The sequence below is a fragment of the Lentzea sp. NPDC051213 genome, assembly GCF_044455585.1.
Taxonomy (GTDB): domain Bacteria; phylum Actinomycetota; class Actinomycetes; order Mycobacteriales; family Pseudonocardiaceae; genus Lentzea.
Genome location: NZ_JBITEX010000004.1, coordinates 564,333 through 586,182, shown reverse-complemented (window position 1 = coordinate 586,182; position 21,850 = coordinate 564,333). Strand labels below are relative to the sequence as shown.

Annotated in this window: 19 protein-coding genes; 7 read left to right on the top strand and 12 right to left on the bottom strand. The window is 69.7% G+C overall.

The features are described from left to right. Positions 1–19 precede the first annotated feature (19 nt). Genes ACIA8G_RS21040 through ACIA8G_RS21025 form a run of 4 tightly spaced genes read left to right on the top strand, consistent with a single transcriptional unit; the run spans position 20 to position 3,307 of the window. Complete coding sequence (locus ACIA8G_RS21040) at positions 20–913, top strand: ABC transporter ATP-binding protein (RefSeq protein ID WP_396420280.1); 894 nt, start codon at positions 20–22, stop codon at positions 911–913. Further along, the gene (locus ACIA8G_RS21035) at positions 910–1,647 is read left to right on the top strand and encodes an ABC transporter permease (protein WP_396420279.1); all 738 of its coding nucleotides are present in this window, start codon (positions 910–912) and stop codon (positions 1,645–1,647) included. Before ACIA8G_RS21040 ends, ACIA8G_RS21035 begins: the two co-directional genes overlap by 4 nt. Further along, on the top strand, positions 1,644–2,708 hold the full coding sequence (locus tag ACIA8G_RS21030; RefSeq protein WP_396420278.1) for a sensor histidine kinase: 1,065 nt from the start codon (positions 1,644–1,646) through the stop codon (positions 2,706–2,708). Before ACIA8G_RS21035 ends, ACIA8G_RS21030 begins: the two co-directional genes overlap by 4 nt. Next, entirely contained in the window at positions 2,705–3,307 is a 603-nt protein-coding gene (locus tag ACIA8G_RS21025) for a response regulator transcription factor (RefSeq protein WP_396420277.1), read from the top strand. The genes ACIA8G_RS21030 and ACIA8G_RS21025 overlap by 4 nt, the downstream gene beginning before the upstream one ends. A gap of 46 nt (positions 3,308–3,353) precedes the next feature. On the opposite strand, the gene ACIA8G_RS21020 is transcribed toward ACIA8G_RS21025, so the two are convergent. From ACIA8G_RS21020 to ACIA8G_RS21005, 4 genes are all read right to left on the bottom strand, one after another. After that, the gene (locus tag ACIA8G_RS21020) at positions 3,354–3,869 is read right to left on the bottom strand and encodes an RICIN domain-containing protein (protein WP_396420276.1); all 516 of its coding nucleotides are present in this window, start codon (positions 3,867–3,869) and stop codon (positions 3,354–3,356) included. A gap of 50 nt (positions 3,870–3,919) precedes the next feature. Continuing rightward, positions 3,920–4,210 carry an ArsR/SmtB family transcription factor gene (locus ACIA8G_RS21015; RefSeq protein WP_396420274.1) on the bottom strand — a complete coding sequence of 97 codons (291 nt, stop codon included), beginning with the start codon at positions 4,208–4,210 and terminating at the stop codon, positions 3,920–3,922. Positions 4,211–4,276: 66 nt separating this feature from the next. Then, positions 4,277–4,939, bottom strand: coding sequence for a DNA alkylation repair protein (locus tag ACIA8G_RS21010; protein WP_396420273.1), 663 nt, complete (start codon positions 4,937–4,939; stop codon positions 4,277–4,279). Between the two features lie 103 nt (positions 4,940–5,042). Then, positions 5,043–5,606, bottom strand: a complete 564-nt coding sequence (locus ACIA8G_RS21005) for an RICIN domain-containing protein (RefSeq protein WP_396420272.1) — start codon at positions 5,604–5,606, stop codon at positions 5,043–5,045. 151 nt (positions 5,607–5,757) lie between these two features. Between ACIA8G_RS21005 and ACIA8G_RS21000 the strand changes: the two genes are divergently transcribed. Beyond that, on the top strand, positions 5,758–8,490 hold the full coding sequence (locus tag ACIA8G_RS21000; RefSeq protein ID WP_396420271.1) for an AfsR/SARP family transcriptional regulator: 2,733 nt from the start codon (positions 5,758–5,760) through the stop codon (positions 8,488–8,490). Here the strand turns inward: ACIA8G_RS21000 and ACIA8G_RS20995 are convergent. Together ACIA8G_RS20995 and ACIA8G_RS20990 are read right to left on the bottom strand one after the other, a co-directional pair. Further along, positions 8,487–9,236, bottom strand: coding sequence for a leucine-rich repeat domain-containing protein (locus ACIA8G_RS20995; protein ID WP_396420270.1), 750 nt, complete (start codon positions 9,234–9,236; stop codon positions 8,487–8,489). The genes ACIA8G_RS21000 and ACIA8G_RS20995 overlap by 4 nt on opposite strands. 138 nt (positions 9,237–9,374) lie before the next feature. Further along, positions 9,375–9,590, bottom strand: a complete 216-nt coding sequence (locus ACIA8G_RS20990; RefSeq protein WP_396420269.1) for a hypothetical protein — start codon at positions 9,588–9,590, stop codon at positions 9,375–9,377. A gap of 109 nt (positions 9,591–9,699) precedes the next feature. On the opposite strand from ACIA8G_RS20990, the gene ACIA8G_RS20985 reads away from it, so the two are divergent. After that, positions 9,700–12,450, top strand: a complete 2,751-nt coding sequence (locus tag ACIA8G_RS20985; protein WP_396420268.1) for an ATP-binding protein — start codon at positions 9,700–9,702, stop codon at positions 12,448–12,450. A 171-nt stretch (positions 12,451–12,621) separates the two neighbouring features. Next, entirely contained in the window at positions 12,622–13,194 is a 573-nt protein-coding gene (locus ACIA8G_RS20980) for a dihydrofolate reductase family protein (protein WP_396420267.1), read from the top strand. Here the strand turns inward: ACIA8G_RS20980 and ACIA8G_RS20975 are convergent. The 6 genes from ACIA8G_RS20975 to ACIA8G_RS20950 form a co-directional block, all read right to left on the bottom strand. Then, on the bottom strand, positions 13,176–13,901 hold the full coding sequence (locus ACIA8G_RS20975) for a MerR family transcriptional regulator (protein ID WP_396420266.1): 726 nt from the start codon (positions 13,899–13,901) through the stop codon (positions 13,176–13,178). The two genes, ACIA8G_RS20980 and ACIA8G_RS20975, sit on opposite strands and share 19 nt — an antisense overlap. Positions 13,902–14,721: 820 nt before the next feature. After that, positions 14,722–15,636, bottom strand: coding sequence for an EamA family transporter (locus ACIA8G_RS20970; protein ID WP_396420265.1), 915 nt, complete (start codon positions 15,634–15,636; stop codon positions 14,722–14,724). A gap of 13 nt (positions 15,637–15,649) precedes the next feature. Continuing rightward, positions 15,650–16,315, bottom strand: coding sequence for a uracil phosphoribosyltransferase (upp, locus tag ACIA8G_RS20965; RefSeq protein ID WP_396420264.1), 666 nt, complete (start codon positions 16,313–16,315; stop codon positions 15,650–15,652). Then, positions 16,312–16,974 (bottom strand): HAD family hydrolase, encoded by a 663-nt coding sequence (locus tag ACIA8G_RS20960; protein WP_396420263.1) that lies wholly within the window; start codon positions 16,972–16,974, stop codon positions 16,312–16,314. The genes upp and ACIA8G_RS20960 overlap by 4 nt, the downstream gene beginning before the upstream one ends. Then, positions 16,971–17,891 carry a pseudouridine-5'-phosphate glycosidase gene (locus tag ACIA8G_RS20955; RefSeq protein ID WP_396420262.1) on the bottom strand — a complete coding sequence of 307 codons (921 nt, stop codon included), beginning with the start codon at positions 17,889–17,891 and terminating at the stop codon, positions 16,971–16,973. The genes ACIA8G_RS20960 and ACIA8G_RS20955 overlap by 4 nt, the downstream gene beginning before the upstream one ends. After that, positions 17,888–21,754: an amino acid adenylation domain-containing protein gene (locus tag ACIA8G_RS20950; protein ID WP_396420261.1), complete on the bottom strand. Its 3,867-nt coding sequence runs from the start codon at positions 21,752–21,754 to the stop codon at positions 17,888–17,890. The genes ACIA8G_RS20955 and ACIA8G_RS20950 overlap by 4 nt, the downstream gene beginning before the upstream one ends. Positions 21,755–21,850: the final 96 nt, after the last annotated feature.

Below are 21,850 nucleotides of genomic sequence, written 5' to 3'. Positions count from 1 at the left end.
CCGAGCCAGGCTGGGCACCATGGAAACGGTGCTCGAAGTGCGCGGGGCGCGGCACAGTTACGGCGCCACGCAGGCGTTGGCCGGCGTCGATCTCGACGTCGGCGCGGGGGAGTGCGTGGCGTTGCTCGGGCCGAACGGCGCGGGCAAGACGACGCTGGTGAACCTGGTGATCGGGTTGCTGCCCGCGAAGGAGGGCCGGGTTCGTGTCCGCGGCGGGGATCCGCGGCTCGCGTCGACCCGCCGCCAGCTCGGCGTGGTGCAGCAGTCTCTGGGGTTCCCGAACACGTTGAAGGTGGTCGAGCTGGTCACCGGGGCCGCGGTGCGTGCGGGGGTGCCGAGGTCGGCCGCCGGGCCGGTGATGGCCGAGCTCGACTTGACGGAACTGGCCGGGCGGCGTGCGGCGAAGCTCTCCGGCGGCCAGAAACAACGGCTGCAGCTCGCCATGGCGCTCGTCGCCGATCCGCGGTTGCTGGTGCTGGACGAGCCGACCGCGGGCCTGGACGTGCCTGCCCGCAAGAGGTTCTGGCAGATCCTGGCGGAACGGCGGGAGCGCGGCACCGGCGTGCTGCTCACCACCCACATCATCGAGGAGTCGTCGGCCGTCGCCGATCGCGTCGTCGTGCTCGACCGCGGTCGCGTGCTCGCCGAGGGGACGCCGGACGAGCTGATGGCCCGGTTGCCCGATCGCACGGTGATCGCGCGGACGGCGTTGGGGCGCAAGCAGCTCGAAGCACTCCCCGGCGTGGTCTCGGTGCGCGACGACGGCGAGCACGTCCACCTCGGCACTCGCACGCCGGAAGCGTTGCTGCGGGTGCTGCTCGCGCAGGACCGGGGGCTGACCGATCTGCGGGTCGAAGGCGCCGGACTGGAAGAGGCAGTGGCCGGTCTGATCGAGAGGGGTGCGGCGGCATGAACACGAAGATCTTCGGTGTCGAGCTCGCGGACGAGCTGAGGGGTATCGTCCGCGAACCAGCCGCGCTGTTCTTCTCGATCATCATGCCGGTGGCGTTCTTCGCGCTTTTCGTGTCCCTGTTCGGGAAGTTCAGCAGCGGCGGGGTGTCGGCGGGTACCTCGATGGTCGCCACGTTCGGCGCGTTCGGCGTGATCTCGGTGGTGCTGATGAACCCCGGCATCGGCGTCGCGGCCGATCGCGAACGTGGCTGGCTGCGGGCGAAACGGGTGTCCGCGGTGCCGATCGGCGTGACGCTCGCGGCGAAGGTGGTGGCCGCGCTGCCCTACGCGGCGGGGGTGCTGATCGCGATGATGGTGACCGCGGCGATCACCGGGTCGCTCGACGTGCCGGTGCCCGCCCTGCTGCGGATGCTCGCCGTGCTGGTGGTGGGCGCGTTGCCGTTCGCGTTGCTGAGCCTCGCGATCGGGTTCCAGGTCGGGTCCGGCGCTGCTGCCGCCGTGCTCAACGCGATCCTCATCCCGGCGTCCGTCGTGTCCGGGCTGTGGATGCCGCTCTCGATCATGCCCGCGTTCTTCACCGACATCGCCCGGTTCCTGCCGACCTACCACCTGGCCGGGCTGGCTCGCACCCAGCTGATCGGCGGGCCCGTGCTCACCCACGCGCTCGCGCTGCTCGGCACGACCGTGGTGACTGCGGCACTGGCCGCGCTGTCGTATCGTCATGCACGGTCATGAGAAAAGTCGCCGGCATCTCCCGCTGGTTCCACCTGCTCTACCTCGGGAACCTGTTGTGGGCACCGATTTTCGACCCGGCCACCAACTGGGCGGACTGGGTGCTCGTGGCCGTCGTGGCCGCTGCCTTCATCCCGATGTACGTGCTGGCGTGGCAACGGCCTGATCTGGTCCGCTGGCGGTGCCTCGTGCCGACGGTGGTGCTCGGCGCGCTCGCGACGCCGTTCAACACCGGTGCCGCGGTGCTCTTCGTCTACGCGGCGGCGTTCGCGGGCCTGGCGGAGTCCCGGCGCGTGGCGATGCGGTGGTTCGTCGGCCTGTCCGCGTTGATCTGCGTGTTCGGCGTGGTGTCGGTGGTCGAGCTGCCGTACCGGCTGTGGGGGCTGCTGCCGTCGTTGATCTTCCTGTGGCTGGTCGGCATCCTGCAGGTCGAGTGGGCCGAACGGGAGGGCGAGGCCGACGAGCTGCGCATCCGCAACGCGCGGGTCGAGCACCTCGCCACCCTCGCGGAACGGGAGCGCATCGCCCGCGACCTGCACGACCTGCTCGGCCACACGCTGACCGCGATCATCGTCCGCGCCCAGCTCGTCGCCGCCGATCCCGCACGGGCGCAGGAGGAGGCGGCGGAGATCGAGCGGACCGCCCGTGCGGCGCTGAGCGAGATCCGCGACGCCGTCTCCGGCTGGCGCAGCGCGAGCCTCGAGACCGAGCTGGAGGCGGCCCGCGCCGCGTTGACGAGCCTGGGCGTCGAGGTCGTCGTGCGGCAGGACCCGGACCTCGTGATCGTCGGGTCGACCGAGCACGAGCTGGCGCTCGCGTTGCGGGAGGCCGTCACCAACGTGGCACGGCACGCGAACGCGACGACGTGCCACATCGGGATCGAGGCCCGCGACGGCGAGCTGCGCCTGGTGATCGCCGACGACGGTGTCGGCAACCACGCGCCGGAGGGCAACGGGCTGATGGGCATGCGCGAACGGATCGCCGCGCTCGGCGGGCTGGTCCGGCGCACCGGCTCGGCGGGCACCACCGTGACGATCGCCGTCCCGCTGCGGGTGGCCACGTGATCAGGGTCGTGCTGGCGGAGGACCAGGCGATGGTGCGCGGCGCGTTCGCCCAGCTGCTGGATCTCCAGCCCGACGTCACCGTCGTCGCGACCGCGGGCGACGGCGACGAAGCGCTTGCGGCCGTGGCGGAACACCGGCCGGACGTGCTGCTGACCGACATCGAGATGCCCGGCAGGACCGGCCTCGACGTGGCGCGGGAGCTGAGCGATCGCGGCGACCCCACCCGAGTCCTGATCATCACGACGTTCGCCCGCAGCGGCTATTTGAGGCGCGCCATGGAATCCGGCGTGGCGGGCTACGTGCTCAAGGACGCGCCGATCGCGGAACTGGTCTCCGCCCTGCGCCGCGTGCACGCGGGCGAACGCGTCGTCGCGCCCGAGCTCGCGATGGCCGCCTGGGACAGCTCCGACCCGCTCACCGCCCGCGAACGTGAGCTGCTGCGCGAGGTCACCACCGGCGCCAGCAACGCCGACATCGCTGCCCGGCTCAACCTCGCCGAGGGCACGGTCCGCAACTACCTGTCGGCGGTGATGGCGAAGCTCGGCGCGCGCAACCGGTCCGAGGCGGCGAACACGGCCCGCGACCGGGGCTGGCTCTAGACGCCCTGGAAGGCAGGTGCCTTCCAGGGCAGGCATTACGAAGCGGTCAGCGCCACTGCATGGTGTTGATGGCCTCGCAGGTCCATTGCTGCGCACGAGCGCCGTCGTTCGGGTTGGAGTTCTCGATCTCCAGGCACTTGCCGCTGCGGTTGACGATGAAGAGCCAGCCGTCGGGCCTGACGAAGGCGTGCCAGTAGGCGCCGGACTGGCCGACACACGCCCATTGCTGTGCGGGCGCACCGTTGTGGCCCCACGAGTTCTCGATCTCGAGGCACTTGCCGCTGCGGTTGCGCAGGATGAACTCGGTGTTGCTGACCCACTCCAGCTGCCACTGCGCACCGGGCTGGCCGACGCAGGCCCACTGTTGAGCGCGGGCGCCGTCGTGGCCCGCCGAGTTCTCGACTTCCAGGCACCGCCCGCTGTTGCGGTTCACGATGATGCCGTAGGCCTGCGCGGACGCGTCCGCACGGGTTTGCAGCCGGCCGAGTGGTGAGGCCTGTGCCGCGGGTGCGGCGATGATGGCCGAGATCAGGACGGCGAAGAGCACAAGAATCTTGCGCACGATGATTCCCCCAGTTGGTTGAAACAAACCCCTTTCGGCGATCACTCTATTTAGCTGACCCGGCCGGTGCAATCTTTTCGAGAATTGTTGAAATGAGCGGAGAGCAGGGCGAGCAATGCGGTGCCTCTGCTCGTGCGATGCACGCGCACCGACTTGCCCTGCCGTTCCCTGACCAGCAGGCCGGCCTCTTCGAGCACCTCGCAGTGATAGCTCGTGACGCTACGTGCGATGCGGGCCCGGGCGGCCAGTTCGCCCATGGTCGGACTTCCGTCGACCAAACGGAGCACTGCCGCGCGTGCTTTCCCCAGTAAGAGCGCGACAGCATCCTGTCTTTCCTCCACGACGACCCCCTCGTTCGTGAAATCCTCGCGAAGGATAGCGTGAAATGGTGCCGTTGCTGGCCTCTATTAGGAAGACTGCCGCCTCACCATTTCGGTGATCCAGACGGGCGCGAACGGCGACGTGCAGTTCGGCGGAGTGGGGTAGTCCTTGAGGACTTCGAGGCGCTCGCCGATGTCGATGGCACGGGCGCGGAACTCGGGGTGCTCGATGCCGATCTGGGCCAGGCAGTGGTTCATCGCCCACTGCAGGCGGTCGGGGGCGCCCTTCATCTCCGCCTCGATGGTGTCGAGCAGGCCTTCGAGGCCCTCGGGGTTCTTGGCGACGCGATCGGTGGTCAGGGCCCACCCGGCGCTCGCGACCACCGGGTCCGGGTCGGCGAACCAGGTCTGGCGCAGGTCTTCGGCGTGCGGGCTCTTCTTCACCACGTAGTTCACGAGCCAGTCGTGCACCTTGGGTTTGCGGGCCTCGCGCAGCATGGTGTCCAGCTCGTCGCGGCCGAACGCCTTGGGACGGCAGATCAGCAGCGCCAGCAGGCGCGCCGCGGTGTCGCCGGTCGCCCACAGCTGCAGCGAGAGGTCCTGCTGCGTCTTCAGGCGTTTGGCGACCGCGCGCAGTTTGCCCAGGTTCACGCCGTGGTCGTCGCCGTGCTTCTCGTTGACCGCGCGTGCTTTCGGGTCTTCCAGCGCGGCCAGTTCGGCCATCACCTCGGCCACCGTCGTCTCGGCCACCAGCTGACCTCCAGTTCGCCACCAGTGACGGACAGCCTACGAGCCTGGACGTGAAAAGGCGGGTTGTGCCCCTGGCAGGGCACAACCCGCGGGAAAGGAGCGGTCAGCCGATGACGAACTCCTGGGCCGGGTGCGCGACGCACCAGTTCTGGTGCAGCTTGGACTTGTTGCTGAAGTTGCGGCCCGCGATCTCGAGGCACTGGCCGCTGTGACGCGCCTTGAACTTCATCGCGCCGGAAGCGGTGTACTCGACCAGGAACTGCTGGTTGAACTTGGTGGCGCTGCAGCTGTACTGGGTGGCGTCCGCGGTCGCGTCCTGGCTCGAGTCCCAGATGTCGACGCACTTGCCGCTGTGGGCGGCCTTGATGCGGACGGCACCGCTGCCGTCACCGACCTGCTCGATGGTCCACTGCTGGTGGGTCTTGTTGGCGTCGCAGGTGTACTGGGCGATGGCGGCCTTGTTGTCGCGGCTGCCGTCGGCGACGTCCAGGCACTTGGCGCTGTTGACGTTGCGGATCAGGTCGTAGGTGACGGCACTGGTGCCGGCGGCCTGCGGCTGTGCGGACGCGGTCCCCGCGCCGGCGAGAGCCACCGCGGCGGCGGTCAGCGCGATCGCGGCGCTGACCCGGCGGAGAAGCGTCCGGCGCTGGGGAGTCCGGGTGGACATTTGTTGCCTCCGTTGGGCTGCTGACGACCAGTTCCCTGCGACCCGGTCTGTCGGGGACGAGCGTGGGCGCCAGGTCTTCGGTGGCGATTCGATCTTTGTGCAATCGGCTGCTCAGCGGCCTTCTGCGTACTCCTGAAGGGGAGCGTGGTTCGTGGAGTTCGGACTGCTCGGCGACGTCGAGGTCCGCGTCGGTGGCCGGATCGTGGACGTCGGCCACTCCCGGCAGAGATGTGTGCTGGCGGCGTTGCTGGTGGACGCCAACCGGTTGGTGCTCGTGGACGTTCTCGTGGATCGGGTGTGGGGTGAGCAGGTTCCGCATCGGGCGCGCAACGCGGTCGCCGGGTACGTGTCCAGGTTGCGGCAGGTTCTTCCCGACGAGGTCCGCATCGTCGGCAGGCAGGGCGGCTACGTCCTGACGGTCGACCCGATGTCCGTTGATCTGCACCGTTTCCACGATCTTGTGGCACGGGCGCGCACCGAGCCAGGCGAAGCCGTTGTGCTGCTGAACGAGGCGCTCGGGCTGTGGCGGGGCGAGCCCTTCGCCGCGCTGGACACCCCGTGGCTGGCGAGCGTGCGGTCCGCGCTGGAGGCGCGCCGGTTCGCCGCCCTGCTCGACCGCAACGACCTGGCGCTGGAGCAGGGACGGCACGCCGAGTTGCTGGCCGAGCTGGACGCGACGGCCGCCGCGTTCCCGTTGGACGAACGGCTGGCCGGGCAGTTGATCCTGGCGCTGTACCGGTGCGGGCGTCAGGCCGACGCGTTGCTGCGCTACGAGCAGGTCCGGCTGCTGCTGGCCGAGGAGCTGGGTGCGGACCCCGGACCCGGTTTGCGGTTGCTGCACAAGCAGATCCTCACCGCGGACCAGGCGCTGACGGTCAGCCGTCCGGTCGCTGCGCCGGTCGCAGGGCCGGTACCGCGGCAGTTGCCCGCGCCGCCGCGGTCGTTCGCCGGGCGGGCTCGCGAGCTCGCGGCGCTCGACGCGGTTCTGGCCGGCCGGCATCCGTTCGTGGCCGCGGTGTCCGGCACGGCCGGGGTGGGCAAGACGGCGCTGGCGGTGCAGTGGGCTCACCAGGTCGCGGCGCGGTTCCCGGACGGACAGCTGTACATCAACCTGCGCGGGTTCGACTCGAGCGGTGCGGTGATGGCGCCGGGCGAGGCGTTGCGCGCGTTGCTCGCCGCCCTCGGCCTGGACCTGGAGGGCATCCCGGTGAGCGTGGACGCGCAGGCCAGCCTGTACCGCAGTGCCTTGGCGGACAAGCGCATGCTCATCCTGCTGGACAACGCTCGTGACGCCGCCCAGGTCCGGCCGCTGCTGCCCGGCAGCCCCGGTTGCCTGGTGCTGGTCACCAGCCGCGACCGGCTGGCCGGGCTGGTCGCCGCGGACGGCGCGCACCCGGTCGCCCTCGATCTTCTGTCCACAGTGGAGTCTCGCGACCTGCTCGCGGACCGCCTCGGCGCGGACCGGATCGCCGACCCCGCCGCGGCCGAGATCATCACGCGGTGCGCGGGCCTGCCGCTCGCGCTGACCATCGTGGCCGCACGCGCCGCCTGCACCGGTTTCCCGTTGCGGGCGATCGCCGCCGAGCTGCGCGGAGGCCTGGATCCGTTCGACGGCGGCGACTCGGCGACGGACGTCCGTGCGGTGTTCTCCTGGTCGTACCAGGCCCTCGGGCCCGCGGCGGCCCGGCTGTTCCGCCTGCTCGGCCTGCATCCGGGCCCGGACGTCTCGGCGGCGGCCGCCGCTGCTCTCAGCGGTGTGGCCCAGATCCGGCCGTTGCTCGCCGAACTGACCCGCGCGCACCTGCTCACCGAACACCGGCCCGACCGGTTCGTCCTGCACGACCTGCTGCGTGCGTACGCCGTGGAGCAAGCCGAGATCCACGACTCCGACGCAGAGAGACGTTGCGCGACAGTCCGGTTGCTCGAGCACTACGTCCACCACGCCCACGCCGCGACCCGGTTGCTGAGCCCGGCCCGCGACGTGATCACCCCGCCGCCCGCGTCCTGCGTGCACCCGGAGCGCCTCGGCGACTTCGCGCAGGCCCTGGCCTGGTTCACCACCGAGCACCACGTCCTGCTCGCCGCCGTCGGCCACGCCGCCGCCACCGGCTCGCACACCCACGCCTGGCACCTGGCCTGGGCGCTGGCCGAGTTCCTCGAACGCCGCGGGCACTGGTCCGACCTCTCCGCCATCGGCCACGCCGCACTGGCCGCCGCCCTGCACCTCGGCGACCCGCTCGCGCAGAGTCACGCCCACCGCTACCTCGCCCGTGCCGCCACTCAGCTGGACCGCCTCGACGACGCCCGCTTCCACCTGCAGTGCAGTCTCGACGTGGCGGGCGACGCGGTCGGGCAGGCCCGCACCCAGCGCGAACTCGCCTACGTGAGCGAACGGCAGGGCGACCACGACCAGGCCCTGCGCCACTCCCGGCAGGCCCTCGTCCTCTACCGGGCCGCGGGCCACCGCAGCGGCCAGGCCGGCGCGCTCAACGCGGTCGGCTGGTACCAGGCCCTGCTCGGCGACCTGGATCGGGCACTCACCTCCTGCCAGGCGGCGCTGGTGTTGCTGGAGGAGCTCGACGACCCCGACGGCCAGGCCTCCACCTGGGACAGCCTCGGCTACATCCGCCACCACCTCGGCGACCACCGCGGCGCCATCGCCTGCTACCAGCGGTCTCTCGACCTGTTCCGCTCGTTCGGCGACCGCTTCTGGACCGCCGACGTCCTCGTGCACCTCGGGGACAGCCACCTCGCGGCCGGCTGTGCGGGACCCGCCCGCGCGGCGTGGCAGGAGGCGCTCGGCATTCTCGAGGATCTCGACCACCCCGACGCGGGTGCGGTTCGTGCCCGGCTCCGTCCGCTGCGGGCGCTGATGCCGGTCTAGGCGGGCTGGACGAGGTCCGGTCCGCCCGTGTGCGGAGTCGGCACGTAGTCGTCGGGCGGAGTCGGCAGCGCGGCCACGCAGTCCGTGGAGCAGGCGTTGACCAGCAGCGGCAGGTGGTCGGAGCCGACCAAGAGCGTGATCCACCGATGGTTCAGCTCGGTGATCGGTCCGTCGCAGACGCTGCACGTGTGGACGGACTCGGTGCCCCAGATGCCGGGGTCGAGGTCGGTGAGGTCGGTGGTGGGAGGGCGCAGGGCGGGGAACGGTGGCCGGAACTTGAAGTTGCCGTAGATGGCGCGAGTGCTCACCGTGCTGTTGTTGAACCGGGTGCACCGGGTCAGCTCGTACGGGAACCAGTGCAACCGGTACGAGGTGTAGGGGTCGAACCGCCGCAGGCTCACCATGGCCCCGATCGCGGGTGGGATGCGCACCAGGTTGGACCCGTAGAGGTCCAGGTGCTCGACCGCCGTCAGCTTGGCGATGGTGGGCGGCAGGGTGACGACCTCGCGGCGTTCCGAGGGGCTCAGGTCGAGCAGCGGCTTGAAGACCGTGCGGCCGTCGGCGGCCGCCTCCTCGACCAGGTCCAGCAGGTGCAGCCAGCCCGGTGCTGACGGGTCCTGTCGTTCCGCGTGGAAGCGGACCTTCCGCCGCTGCTGTTTGAAGCACTCGCAGCGGTCGCTGGACTGGCCGTACGAGTCCGCGAACCGGTTCGGGAATGTCTTTGGCGTGTCGGTGTTTTCCCCCATAAGCGCAGAATAATGCGGCTATCGTGCGGTTCTACCGTGATCACTCAGATTGCTCGTCATGCCGATCGGATCGACGCTCACCGGACGGCCGGACGTGACCGCCGCGTATGCCGTCACCTGGTAGAACCGGCTGAACGGCTAGGCCACCGCGCGCCGGGCACGACGCCGGGCGATCGCCGGCAGGAACCACATGTAGACGCCCGTCCCCATCAGGACGAACAGCGGCAGCAGCGGCACGTACGACACCCACACCAGCGAGCTGTCCACGGTCAGCGCGACCGCCGTCAGCACGACCGTGGCCATGAAGAACATGCTCACCCAGCGGTGGAACTGGCGGATCCGCTTGCCGCTCATCGCGTCTGTCCTCTCGTCGACTTCGTTGAGGTCAACGGTAGGAGCGGGCCGCCCGCGCCGCTTCTCGATTCCTGACCGGTCCATCCGACTGTGTGTAGTGTCGCGTGTCATGCAGTTCACGTCCCCCGTACTGGTGGGCCGGAGCGCGGAGACCTCAGCACTGCGGGCCGCGGTCGCACGGGCCGGACAACGGCGCGGTGGCGCGATGTTCCTGGTGGGGGAGCCGGGAATCGGCAAGTCGCGGCTCGCGTCCGAACTCGCCGGACACGCCGCGCAGCACGGATTTCGCGTGCTCAAAGGAAGAGCGAGCCGGGCGGTGCCGCTGCGCGCGCTGTGCGAGGCCGTGCTGTCCGCGTTCCGCGAGGACGCGCCCGACGAACGGCAGCTGGGCGCCTACCTGCCCGTTCTGCTGCGGCTGACTCCCGATGCGTCCGCCGGGATGCCGGATCCGGCCGTGGTCAAGGCCGAGGCGATCCTGAGGCTGGTCACGGCCGAGAAAACCGTTGTGCTGCTGGAAGATCTGCACGACGCGGACGGCGAGACGCTGGCCGTGGTGGACTACCTGCTCGACAACCTCGCGGACGCGCCTGTCCTGCTGCTGGCCACCCTGCGACCGCATCCCGATGGCGCACAACGACTTGCGAACGAGGCTGCGGCACGCCGGGTCGCGGGTGTGTTGCGGCTCAACGGGTTGCACGATGGTGAGGTCGCGGAACTGGCACGGCACTGCCTCGGTGCGCCCGCGCCCGCCGACGTGCTGGCCACGCTCACCAGGATCGCCGACGGCGTGCCGTTCGTGGTCGAGGAGCTGCTCAACGGCGACCTGCAGGCGGGTGTGCCGCCGACAGTGGCCGCGGCGACGTTGCAACGGGTGGACGCGCTCGGCCCCGAGTGCGTCGCGCTGCTCGAAGTGGCCGCGCTCTTCGGGCGGTCGTTCCCGCTCGACGTCGTCGCGGCCGTCACGGAGGCCGCGGACGCGACGAGGCTGTTGCAGGACGCCGAACGGGCGCAGCTCGTCAGCGGCCACCAGTTCCGGCACGCGCTGACCGCCGACGCGATTCGCGGCCGGATGACGCCGACGGCGAGAGTGGCGCTCGCCCGTGCCGCGGCGGAGACCACGGAAGCGTTGCGTCCCAACGAGTTGGAGCTCATCGCCGAGCTCTGGACGACGGCAGGGGACAGCGGCAGGGCCGTGGGCGCCCTGGTGCGCGCGGGCCGGCAGGCCGCGGCGCTCGGCCGGTTCGGCACGGCGGTCGAGCTGCTCGAACGCGGCCAGGCCATGACTGGGGAACCGGACCTCGCGGCCGACCTGCTCGACGCGCTCGCCGCCGTGCTGCCGCTCGCCGCGGTCGTCGTCCCCGCGGACAACGGCGCGCGGGCTTTCGCGCTGGGAGAACGGCTTCAGCAGGCGCTCACCGCCTCGCGTGCCAGACCGGAACGCCGGGCCGCGGTGCACCTCGCGCAGGCGCGGGTCGCGGCCGTCGCCGGGCAGTGGGAACGCGGGCTTGACCTCGTCAACTCCGCCAGGCAGACCCATGCGGCGGCCATGGACGTCGTCGCCGCGACCCTGCTGCTCGGGCTCAACCAACTCGACCGCGTACCCGAAGCCCGCGCGCTGGCCGAACGCGCGGCGACGGCGGAGGACCCGGAGATCGTCTGCGAGGCGCTAGAGGTGCTCGCGCGGTGCACCAGAGGCCAGGACCTCGCCGAAGCCAGGCAGTACGTCCAACGCTGGCAGGACGTCGCCGAGACGCACGGGCTCGCGGCGTGGCGGCTGCGGGCGTTGCTGGAACTGGGCGTCGTGGACAAGTACCTGACCATCGACGCGACCAGCCTGCTCGCCGCCCGCCAGGCCGCGCTCGACACCGGTGCGATCGTCATCCTGGTCGCGGCCGATCTGCACCTGGCCTCCACCTACCTCGTGCGCGGCGAGTACGACGAGGCCGCCCGCTGCGGTGCCAGCGCGGGAGCGGCGGCCGAGCGGCTGGGGCTGGACGCGTTGAAGCAGCTAGCCGTCGCCGTCGAGGCGGGTGTCGCCGCGATGCACGGGCGGCGCAAGGCCACCGACCAGGCACTGGCCCGGCTGCGTGACCACGGCGGGTCGGAGGAGATCTGGTCCTACAGCGCCGCGATCTGCGCGTTGATGGAGGAGCAGTACGAGCGCGCGCTGGCCGAGTTCGACGAGGTGGAGAAGGCCGTCAAGGAGCCACGCATCCTGCGCGGCACGTTCTACCAGGGCCCGCGGCTGCTGGTGCGGGTCGCGCACGGTCTCGCGGGCTGGGCCGAGTACGAGCGGCTGGCCTCGTCCCACCTCGCCCAGGTTCTGCTGCACCGCACGTACTTCGCGTGGAGCCGGGCGATCCTGCTCGGCCGCGACGGCCATCCCGACAAGGCAGGGGAGGCCGCTGCCGAAGCGCTGGAACTGAGCACCGGACTGGGCCTGCCGCGCTACCTCGGCCTGCGGCTGGCCGGGCCGCGAGCACTGGCCGACGGCTGGGGCGACCCGCTGGCGTGGCTGCGCGAGGCCGAGGAGTACTTCCACCGGATCGACGTGCCCGCCGTCGCCGCCGCGTGCCGTGCGGCGCTGCGCGAGGCCGGTGCCCCTCAGCAACGCCGCCGGCGCGACCACGACACCGTGCCGGCCGAGCTGCGCCGGGTCGGCGTGACGGTGCGGGAGTACGAGGTGCTGCGGCTCGTGGTGGAACGGTTCGGCAACGCGGAGATCGCCGAACGGCTGTACCTGTCCCCCCGAACGGTCGAACGGCACGTGGGCAGCCTGCGCGCCCGCACCGGCCAGGACTCCCGGGCCGCACTGATCAAGTACGCGCTGCCCTTAATTGGGGGCTCCGCCCGCATGTAGGTGAGGGCTCCGATCGACACACTCCTGGGCACCGGCGGCGCTGGACTCGGTGGGGTGTCCAGCGCCGCCGTTACTCATGCCGGAAAATTCCCTTGGCGCGAGGTGTCGAACCCGGCATCTCCCGTTCGACGCCCTGATGACAGCCAGGCCGAACACCAAAGGAGAAACCCGATGCGCACCCTGATCGCCACCGCGTTCGTCTCACTCGACGGCGTCATCGAGGCGCCCGGCGGCGAACCCGGTCACCGCAGTTCCGGCTGGACGTTCAAGGACATCGAGTTCGACGAGGCCGCCTACGAGCTCAAGGGCCGTGAGCAGGACGAGGCAGCGGCGATGATGATGGGCCGGCTCAGCTACGAGGCGTTCTCCCCGGTGTGGCCGACCCTCGACTACTTCCCGCGCTACAACGTCATCCCGAAGTTCGTCGTGTCCAGCACGCTGAAGGAAGACCAGCTCGTCGACAACTGGGGCGACATCACCATCCTGCGCTCGCTCGACGACGTGGCCGCGCTGAAGGAGACCGACGGCGGGCCGATCTCCCTGCACGGCAGCGCGACGCTCAACCGCAACCTGTCCGACGCCGGCCTGATCGACCGCTACCACCTGCTGGTGTTCCCGCTGCTGCTCGGCGCGGGCAAGCGCCTGTTCAGCGAGACCGACAAGGACAAGCAGATGCTGAAGCTCGTCGAGAGCGAGTCCTACGGCAACGGCATCCAGAAGCTGGTCTACGACGTCGTGCGCTGACGCACCAGTTCGGCGAGCCGGATCCAGGCCGGCGAGTAGTCGCGCACGTGCTCACCGAGCAGCGACTGCTCGTCGGCGGACAGCACGTCGTGGACAGTGTCGGCAGCTTCCCGCCGCAGCCTGGCGGCCATGACGTCGGCCAGGCCGTCGAGCCGCGGGTCGGCCGGATCCCAGTCGTGGGCCTGGTCGTAGGTGACGTAGAACCGGCGGAAGTCCGGATCCTCCAGCTGGGCCTGCTTCTGCGCGATCCACGTCAACGCTCGGTCCGGATAGGCGGCCGCGAGCACGATCCACCCGTCGCGTTCGAAGCTGACACCGCGTTCGCTGACCCCCAGCGCCCGCAGCTGATCGAGGTAGTCCGCGATCTCGGCGGGGAGGAACAGCCGGTCGCCCGCCTGCAGAGCGGCCACGCCGAGCTTGCGCTGCTCCAGTTCCTCGATCTGCCGCGTGAGTCCCTCGCCGATCTCGTCGACGGCTCGCGCGAACTCCTTGGGGGTGGCCTTGATGAGCTCCTGCACGCGGGTCAGCGGCACGCCGGCGGCGGTCAGGGTCCTGATGCGGATCAGGTCGACCACGGCCTGGGCGGGATAGCGCCGGTAGCCGGAGGAGTCGCGTTCCGGTTCGGGGAGCAGGCCGGTCTGGTGGTAGTGGCGCACGGCCCGCACCGTGACCCCGACATATTCGGCGAGCCGCTTGATCGTCAGCACGAACCCATTCTGCGGGCTTGACCTTGACGGTGCGTCAGCCTTTGAGCATTGCCGTCATGTTCACGAACTGGCACCGCCCGCTCCTGGTCAACACACTGCTCATGCTCGGACTCGCGGTGGTGGCCGCGGCCGGGATCTTCCTCGACGACCGCACGCTGCTGGGCGAACCGATCTGGCTGAAGCCGCTGAAGTTCGGCCTCGCCTTCGCCGTCTACTCCGGCACGCTCTCGTGGCTGCAGAGCACGCTCACCAGAGCGCGCCGGTTCGGCTGGTGGCTGGGCACGGTGTTCGCGGTGGCTGCGTTCGCCGAGGTCGGTGCGATCACGCTGCAGGCCGCCCGCGGCACGTTCAGCCACTTCAACACCTCGACCGATCCGATCACCCTGCTCGCCACGCAGATCTTCACCAACGGTGTGGCGGCGTTGTTCCTCGTGCAGCTGGCCATCGTGACGTTGGTGTTGTTCCAAAGCGGTGGCGACAAAGCTCTGATGCGGGCCGTGCGCGCCGGTCTCGCGCTGGCGACCGTCGGCATGATCCTGCCGGTGTACTGGATGGCCACGGAGATCCACCAGCGCACGGTCATCGATGCCAACGGCCAGGAAGTTGTGATGTACCAGGGACATGGCATCGGTGAGGGTGGCGACTTCCGGGTGCCGCACTTCGTCGGGCTGCACGGGATCCAGGTGCTGTTGCTGGTCGTTCTCGCACTGCGGCGGGTGGACGAGCGGGTGCGGGCGCGGCTGGTCGGGGTCGCCGCGCTCGGCTACACCGCGCTGCTCGCCCTGGTGACCTGGCAGGCGGGACGCGGTCAGTCGCTGCTTCAGCCCGACGCGCCGACCTTGGCCGCGCTGGCCGGGATCGTGGTGGCCACCGGCGCCGGCTTCTGGGGCGTGAGCTGCACCAGGACGATCGCCCCGATCAAGATCAAGGCACCGACCAGCTGAAGGAACGACAGCGTCTGGCCGAGGAACGCGAACCCGAGCACGGTCGCCACGATCGGGCTGCAGAAGCCGAGGAACGACAACCCGATCGCGGGCACCCGGTCCGTGCCGCGGAACCAGACCGAGTAGGCGAAGAGCGAGCCGAGCACGATCAGATAGCCGAAGCCCAGCGCGTTGGTGCCGGTGATCGTGCTCGGCAGCCCTTCGACCAGGAACAGCGCGGGCAGCAGCACGATGCCGCCGGCGGTCAGCTGCCAGCCGGTGAACAGCAGCACGTTGACCGGTCGCTGCCACCGCTTCGTCAGCACGATTCCTGACGCCATGCACACCGCGCCGCCCAGCGCGGCGAGCACCCCGACGAGGTCCAGTTGCGCGGTCGCCTTGAGCACCAGCAACGCGACGCCCGCGGACGCGGCGAGGCAGGCGAGCACGTGGGGCAGCCGTATCCGGTCGCCGAGCAGCACCGCGGCCAGCACCAGCACGATCACCGGCTGAACCGAGCCGACGAGCGCCGCGACGCCGCCGGGCAGGTGGTAGGCGGCGACGAACAGCAGGAAGAAGAACGCGCCGATGTTGAGCGTGCCCAGCACCAGGGCGCGCCACCACCAGATGCCCTGCGGCAGGATCCGGCCGAACGCCAGCAGGATCAGGCCGGCGGGCAACGCGCGCACGGTCGCGGCGAGCAGCGGCCGGTCCGGTGGCAGGAGCTGGGTGGTGACCAGGTAGGTGCTGCCCCAGATCGCCGGTGCCAGTGCGGTGATGGCCGAGTCGGCCAGCAGTCGGTTGCCCTTCATGGAGCTTCCCCCGTCACTTCTCGGTGCCGAAGAACCGATCGCCGAAATCACCGATGCCGGGCAGCATGTAGGCGTTCTCGTTGAGCCGTTCCTCGATCGCCGAAGTCACGATCCGCACGCGCGGGTATCGCGAGCACACGGCCTCGATGCCGTCCGGCACCGTGATGAACGTGATGAAGACGATGTTCTCTTCTACCACGCCCTGGTCGAGCAGCACTTGAATCGCGGCGTTGGCGGTACCGCCGGTCGCGAGCATCGGGTCGAGCAGCAGCACGTGCCGCGACGCGATGTCCTGCGGCAGGTTCCGGTAGTAGAGCTTCGGGAGCTTGGTGTCCTTGTCCCGCTGGATGAGGACCTTGCCGATGCGGACGCCCCGGCACACCGCGCGCAGCCCAGCCTCCATGCTCTCGCCCGCCCGGATGATCGGGACGCCGACCAGTCCGTCGGCGAACCGGAGTCCGTTGTAGGTGGCGCCGATCGGCGTGGTGACGTCGTGCGGTTCGAACGGCAGCAGGTCCAGGCCCGCCTCGACGAGCAGCCGGATGATCCGCTCGGCGTAGAAGACGAAGTCCTCGCGGGACGTGTCGCGGTCGCGCACGATCGTATGCAACGCGCGCAGCTGGTTGGTCTGCGGCAACAGGTGCACGTTCTTCTCGAGGTACGCGTCGATCGAGGTCACGAGCACTCCTTGACGGCGGCCACGACCCCGGCGAACGAGTCGACGAGCCAGGTGGGGTTGGCGCTGAGCAGCTGTTCGACGCTATGCACCCCGTAGGTCACGCCGATCGACGACATGCCGGCGGCGTGAGCCATCAGCAGGTCGTGCGTGGTGTCACCGACCATCACCGCGCGTTCCGGTGCCACTCCGAGCCTCTTCAGCACGACGAAGCCGGATTCGGGGTCAGGCTTGGGATTCGCGACCTGGTCGGCACCGACCACGACCTCGAACTCCTCGCGCAGACCGGCCGCGACCAGCAGCGCCTCGGCGTTGGCGATGAACTTGCTCGTCGCGACGGCCAGCCGGAAACCGTCGTCCTGCAACGACTTCAGGCCGTCGAACACCCCGGGGAACACCAGCTGCGACGCCATCGGCAGCACGATCTTGCGGAACGTCGGCTGGTAGAGCGCCACGCACTCGGCCACGACCGGCTCGTCCGCCGACGTGCCGAGCAGCTTCGCGAACGCCGCCGGCAGCGGGAGCCCGATGGTGCCGCGGATCGAGGCGGAGTCCATTGTGGGCAGATCGAGCTGGCTGAACACCGCGGCGAACGTCGTGATGATCCCGCGCGGGGAGTCGACGAGCGTGCCGTCCAGGTCGAAGATCACGCAGCGGTTCATCGGCTGAACTCCTTCGCGTGTGCGGCGGCGAGCTCACCCGCGACCTCGGCGGTGCTGACCAGCACCGCGACGTTGGCCTTCGCGGAACGGCCCTCCGTCGCGCGGTCGACGGCCCGCATCAGGAACTTCGTGATCGCCTGGCCGCTCACGCCCTTCTGCTCCGCGCGCTCGATCGCCTCGGCGATCACCGACTCCACCTCGGCGCCGTCGATGGCGTCACCCGGTTTCGTGGGCGTGGTGACGAGGAACGAGCCGGGGCTGCCGAGCGCCCAGTGGTTCTCGATCGCGCGGGCCAGCTCCAGCGGGTCGTCGACGCGGTGCGGGCTGCGCAGACCGCTGGAGACGCAGTAGAACGCCGGGAAGTCGTCCGAGCGGTACGCGACGACCGGGACGCAGTGCGTCTCCAGGAACTCCATCGTGAGCCCGAGGTCGAGGATGTTCTTCGCGCCCGCGCACACCACCGCGACCTTGGACCGGGTGAACTGGATCAGGTCCGAGGAGACGTCCATGGTCCGCTCGGCGCCGCGGTGCACGCCGCCGATTCCCGCCGAGGAGAAGAACTTCAGCCCTGCCAGCTCGGCCGCGATCACCGACGAGGCGACGGTCGTCGCGCCCATCCCGCCGCGGGCCAGCACGATCGGCAGGTCCCGGCTGCTGACCTTCGGAATGCCCGGTGTCGACGCGAACCGCTCGATGTCGGTCTCGGTCAGGCCCACGAGGATCCGGCCCCTGTCGATGCCGATCGTCGCGGGCACCGATCCGCCGGCCCGGACCGCGTCCTCGACCCGGCGTGCGGTCTCGGCGTTCTCCGGGTAGTCCAGGCCGTGCGTGATGACATTGGACTCCAAGGCCACCACGGGCTGGCCCGCCGTGATCGCCTCGGCCACTTCCTCGCTGTACACCAGGGGAATCGTCACGATCGGCCTCCCGCTATGGCCAGCGTGACCGCCTTGGTCACGGCCGCGATCAGCTCGGACATCTGCTCGTCGGTGAGCAGCACCGGCACCCGCGCGATCTCGTCCTGGACGACGTCGCGCCGCTGCATCGACGCCAGCAGCTCGTCGATGTCGGGCTCGCGCAACAGGCTGTAGTGGTCGGCCGCGAGCTCGACGACGACCGGGTCGGTGACCGAGAAGCCCTCGCTGCCCTCGATGAACGAGTAGTCGTCGCCCTGCGCCTTGAAGATGGTGAGCGGCGCGGTGATCGTGCGTTCGGCCAGCTCGCTGAAGGTGTACTTGAAGGAGAACGTCTCCGTGACGATCTTGATGATCCGGCGCACGAGCTCGCTGTCCAGGTCGCGGAACTCGCCGCTGACGAACGCCGCGAAGCTGTCCTCGTCCCGCGCGACCTCCAGGCACTGAGCCAGCCTGGCGTCGGTGATGCTGCCCGCGAACACCGAGAACAGGATCGTGACGAACGCCTTGTTGTCGTACGAGGCCTCGTCGCTCACCCGCTCCGTGCGCACCTTCGGCGACCCCGGCGCGATCAGGAACAGGTTCGCGACCTCGTGGCCCGCCTGTTCGAGCTGGTAGGCCGTCTCGAACGCGACCCGTGCGCCGAAGGAATAGCCCCACAGCGTGTACGGGCCCTCCGGCTGGACCTTTTTGATCGCCTCGATGTCCGCAGCAGCCATCTCGCGGATCGTGCTGTACGGCGTCTCGCCCTCGTTGATCCCGTGCGCCTGCACACCGTAGAACGGCCGCTCCGACCGGCTCGCCAGCGTGCGCAGGTTCATCGGGTAGCCGCCCAGACCGGGCCAGCAGAACACCGGGGTCGCGTCACCGTTGGGCTGCAACGGAACGAGCCGCGAGACCGGACCCTCGTGCAGGCCGTCGACCCGGCGCGCGAGCTGCTCGATCGTCGGCGACTCGAAGAGCACCTGCAGCGGCAGGCCGGTGCCGAAGTCCTTGTTGATCCGGTTGACCAGGCCGACCGCGATCAGAGAATTGCCGCCGGTCTCGAAGAAGTCGTCGTGCGTCGACACGGTCTCGCGCTTCATCAGCTTCTTCCACATCTCGCTGATGCGGCGCTCGGTGATGGTGCGCGGCGCGATGAACGGCCGGTCCTGGTCGTCCACATCGGTCTTGTCGGAGACCTCCAGCGCCTTGACGTCGATCTTGCCGTTCGCGGTGATGGGCAGCTTGTCGAGCACCACGACCTTGTTGGGGATCATGTAGTCGGGCAGGAAGTTGACCAGGTCGTCCCTGATCAACTCGGCCGGGCCCTTCATGTGGACGACGTCTTCCTTCATGCCGGGGCTGCGGCGCTGCTCGTAGGAGACCTTGCCGCCCAGGAAGAAGTACGACGGCCCGCCCTCCTCGCCGATGTCGGCCAGGATCCCGTTGATCCGCTTGGCCGACGGCAGGTCGTTGTCCGACTTCGAGCTGTAGCCCGACGACATGAAGCCGAGGTCGACGTCGTTGGCCGACAACCGGTGCATGGTCCGGCCGAGGTCGACGTAGCGCCGCCAGTCCTCTGTGGACCTGCTGATCGCGGTGACACCGAAGCTCGCCCGCTCGTACACCGCCTGGTTGATCGCGATGACGTGCTTGCGCAGCACCAGTTCGTCCGAGACCCGCTCGAACTCGCCGTCGCGGTACCGGTACTGGCCGCCGGGCAGGTTCGCGACCTTGCCGGGGTGCGTCTGGACGTAGACGTCGACGTCGTCCTCACGCAGTCCCGTGTACGCGCACAGTTCGAACGTGCCGAGGTAGTAGTCCTCGTCGGCGACGTCCAGCAGGTCCTTCGTGCCCGGCGTGTACTCGGCAGCCGTGACGTCGAGGCCGTAGCCGGGCAGGACCTCCTCGAAGAGCCCGACCATGTGGCCGGTCTCGATCTCCAGCACTTCCTGGATGTTGTTGAGGTACACCGACTCGATCGCGGCCTTGCGCCCGATGAAGTGCAGCTTCGCCACCACGTCGCGGTTCTCCTCCAGCGGGGAGATCAGCACGAGCTGGTGACGCAGCGGGTGGTAGTAGTACAGCCCGGCCGGCAGGCCCGCGATGTGGTGCAGCTCGAGGTGGAGCTGGGTCGCGTAAAGCGAACCCGGCGAGGCGTAGCCGTACTTCGGCAGCAGCCGCTGGTCGCTGAAGTGCGCGCCGAAGTAGCGCAGGATCTCGCCCAGCTCGGCGAACCGCACGGTGTCCGGCTGCCGCGAGCCGGCACCGACGGCCTTGCGCTCGAGCAGCCGCTGCAGGTCGGCGTCGGTGACCTGGCCGCCCTCGTAGAACCGGTACGACTTGCGCGAGAACACCACTTTCCGCTGCAGGCAAGAAGCTTCCTCGCCGGGCAGCTCGAACGACTCGCGGCCGCCGAGGTCGTCGCGCACGCCGGGGTTCGACAGCTGGGCGCGGACCTGCAGCCTGCTCGACTTCGACTGGTGGTGCGAGCCCGCGTTGCCCTGGTCCATCAGCGCGGCTTCCTTGGGGTTCAGCTCGACGCACGCGATCAGGTTCTGGAACCCGGTCCGCTCGTCGGACTTCACGATCACCGCCGCGTTGCGCACCCAGTCGTGCGTCTCGATCGCGAGCCTGATCTCGTCCAGCTCGACCCGATATCCGCGCAGCTTGACCTGGCTGTCCGCGCGGCCGGCGAACTGCACGGTGCCGTCGAGGTTCTGCGTGACGAGGTCGCCGGTGCGGAACATGCCGTCCACGAACCGTTCCTCGGTCAGCTCCGGCTGGTGCAGGTAGCCGCGGGCGACCTGGACGCCGCCGATGTAGAGCTCACCGATCTCGCCGGGGATCACCGGGTTCTTTTGCGCGTCGAGCACGAGGTAGCTGGTGTTCGCGACCGGTGCGCCGATGGAGATGGACTTCGGTGCCTCCGCGAGTTCCTCGGGATCGACCACGAACGACGACGAGTTGATCGTCGTTTCCGTCGGTCCGTAGAGGTTGATCAGCCGGACGGCCGGCATCGCCTCCACGAAGCTCTGGGCCAGCGTGCGGGACAACGCCTCGCCGCCGCTGAAGACCTGCTGCAGCGACGAGCAGGTGTGGAACTCCTCGGTGTCGATCAGCGCCTGCAGCAGCGTCGGCACGCACTGCAGCGTCGTGACGCCCTGCTCGCGCATGGTCTCGATCAGCATCTCCGGGTCGCGGTAGATGCCGGGCCTGCCCATCACGACGGTGCTGCCGACCGCGGGGGCCAGGATCTCCCACTGCGCCGCGTCGAAGCTCATCGGCGTCTTCTGCACCACGCGCTTCGTGCGGTCGATGCCGTGGTCGTCGTGCAGCCACAGCATCTGGTTCACGATGCTGCGGTGCTCGATCATCACGCCCTTGGGCCGGCCGGTGCTGCCCGAGGTGTAGATGATGTACGCGAGGCTGTCGTGCGCGGGGCTGAAGCCGTCGTCGAACGCCTCGTCGCAGTCCTCGAGGGTGACGATCCTGGTGTGGCTGGGCGCCAGTTCGGTGAGCCGCTGCTTGAGCGCGGGCTGGGTCACCACGACCTTCGTGCGCGAGTCCTCGATCATGTACCGGAGCCGCTCCTCCGGGTACTCCGGGCTCAGCGGCAGATAGGCCCCGCCGCCGCACAGGATTCCCCAGGCACCGACCACGAGGTCGAGCGACGGCTCCACGAACATGCCGACGCAGTCGTCCGCGGCGATGCCGAGCCGCCGCAGGTGCGTGGCCAGCGCCGAACTCTGCTCGAAGAGCTCGCCGTAGGTGATGCTGTCGTCGCCGAAGACGACGGCCGTGCGGTCCGGGTGTTCCTCCACCTGCTTGCGCAGCAGGTCGGGCAGGCATCCGCCGTCCACTGCTGCAGCTTCGTTCGACATCTCAGAAATCCCCCAAGGTATCGGCGGTCACCAGCGGGCACGCGAGGGCCTCATTACGTTGAAAAACGTACGATCGACTGCTCGAATCCTTCTGGA

Bases quoted from the DNA above. Each gene is read 5' to 3' on its own strand.
- ACIA8G_RS21040 (WP_396420280.1), top strand. From the start codon at position 20: ATGGAAACGGTGCTCGAAGTGCGCGGGGCGCGGCACAGTTACGGCGCC.
- ACIA8G_RS21035 (WP_396420279.1), top strand. From the start codon at position 910: ATGAACACGAAGATCTTCGGTGTCGAGCTCGCGGACGAGCTGAGGGGT.
- ACIA8G_RS21030 (WP_396420278.1), top strand. From the start codon at position 1,644: ATGAGAAAAGTCGCCGGCATCTCCCGCTGGTTCCACCTGCTCTACCTC.
- ACIA8G_RS21005 (WP_396420272.1), bottom strand. From the start codon at position 5,606: ATGTCCACCCGGACTCCCCAGCGCCGGACGCTTCTCCGCCGGGTCAGC.
- ACIA8G_RS20995 (WP_396420270.1), bottom strand. From the start codon at position 9,236: ATGGGGGAAAACACCGACACGCCAAAGACATTCCCGAACCGGTTCGCG.
- ACIA8G_RS20990 (WP_396420269.1), bottom strand. From the start codon at position 9,590: ATGAGCGGCAAGCGGATCCGCCAGTTCCACCGCTGGGTGAGCATGTTC.
- ACIA8G_RS20985 (WP_396420268.1), top strand. From the start codon at position 9,700: ATGCAGTTCACGTCCCCCGTACTGGTGGGCCGGAGCGCGGAGACCTCA.
- ACIA8G_RS20980 (WP_396420267.1), top strand. From the start codon at position 12,622: ATGCGCACCCTGATCGCCACCGCGTTCGTCTCACTCGACGGCGTCATC.
- ACIA8G_RS20970 (WP_396420265.1), bottom strand. From the start codon at position 15,636: ATGAAGGGCAACCGACTGCTGGCCGACTCGGCCATCACCGCACTGGCA.
- ACIA8G_RS20960 (WP_396420263.1), bottom strand. From the start codon at position 16,974: ATGAACCGCTGCGTGATCTTCGACCTGGACGGCACGCTCGTCGACTCC.
- ACIA8G_RS20950 (WP_396420261.1), bottom strand. From the start codon at position 21,754: ATGTCGAACGAAGCTGCAGCAGTGGACGGCGGATGCCTGCCCGACCTG.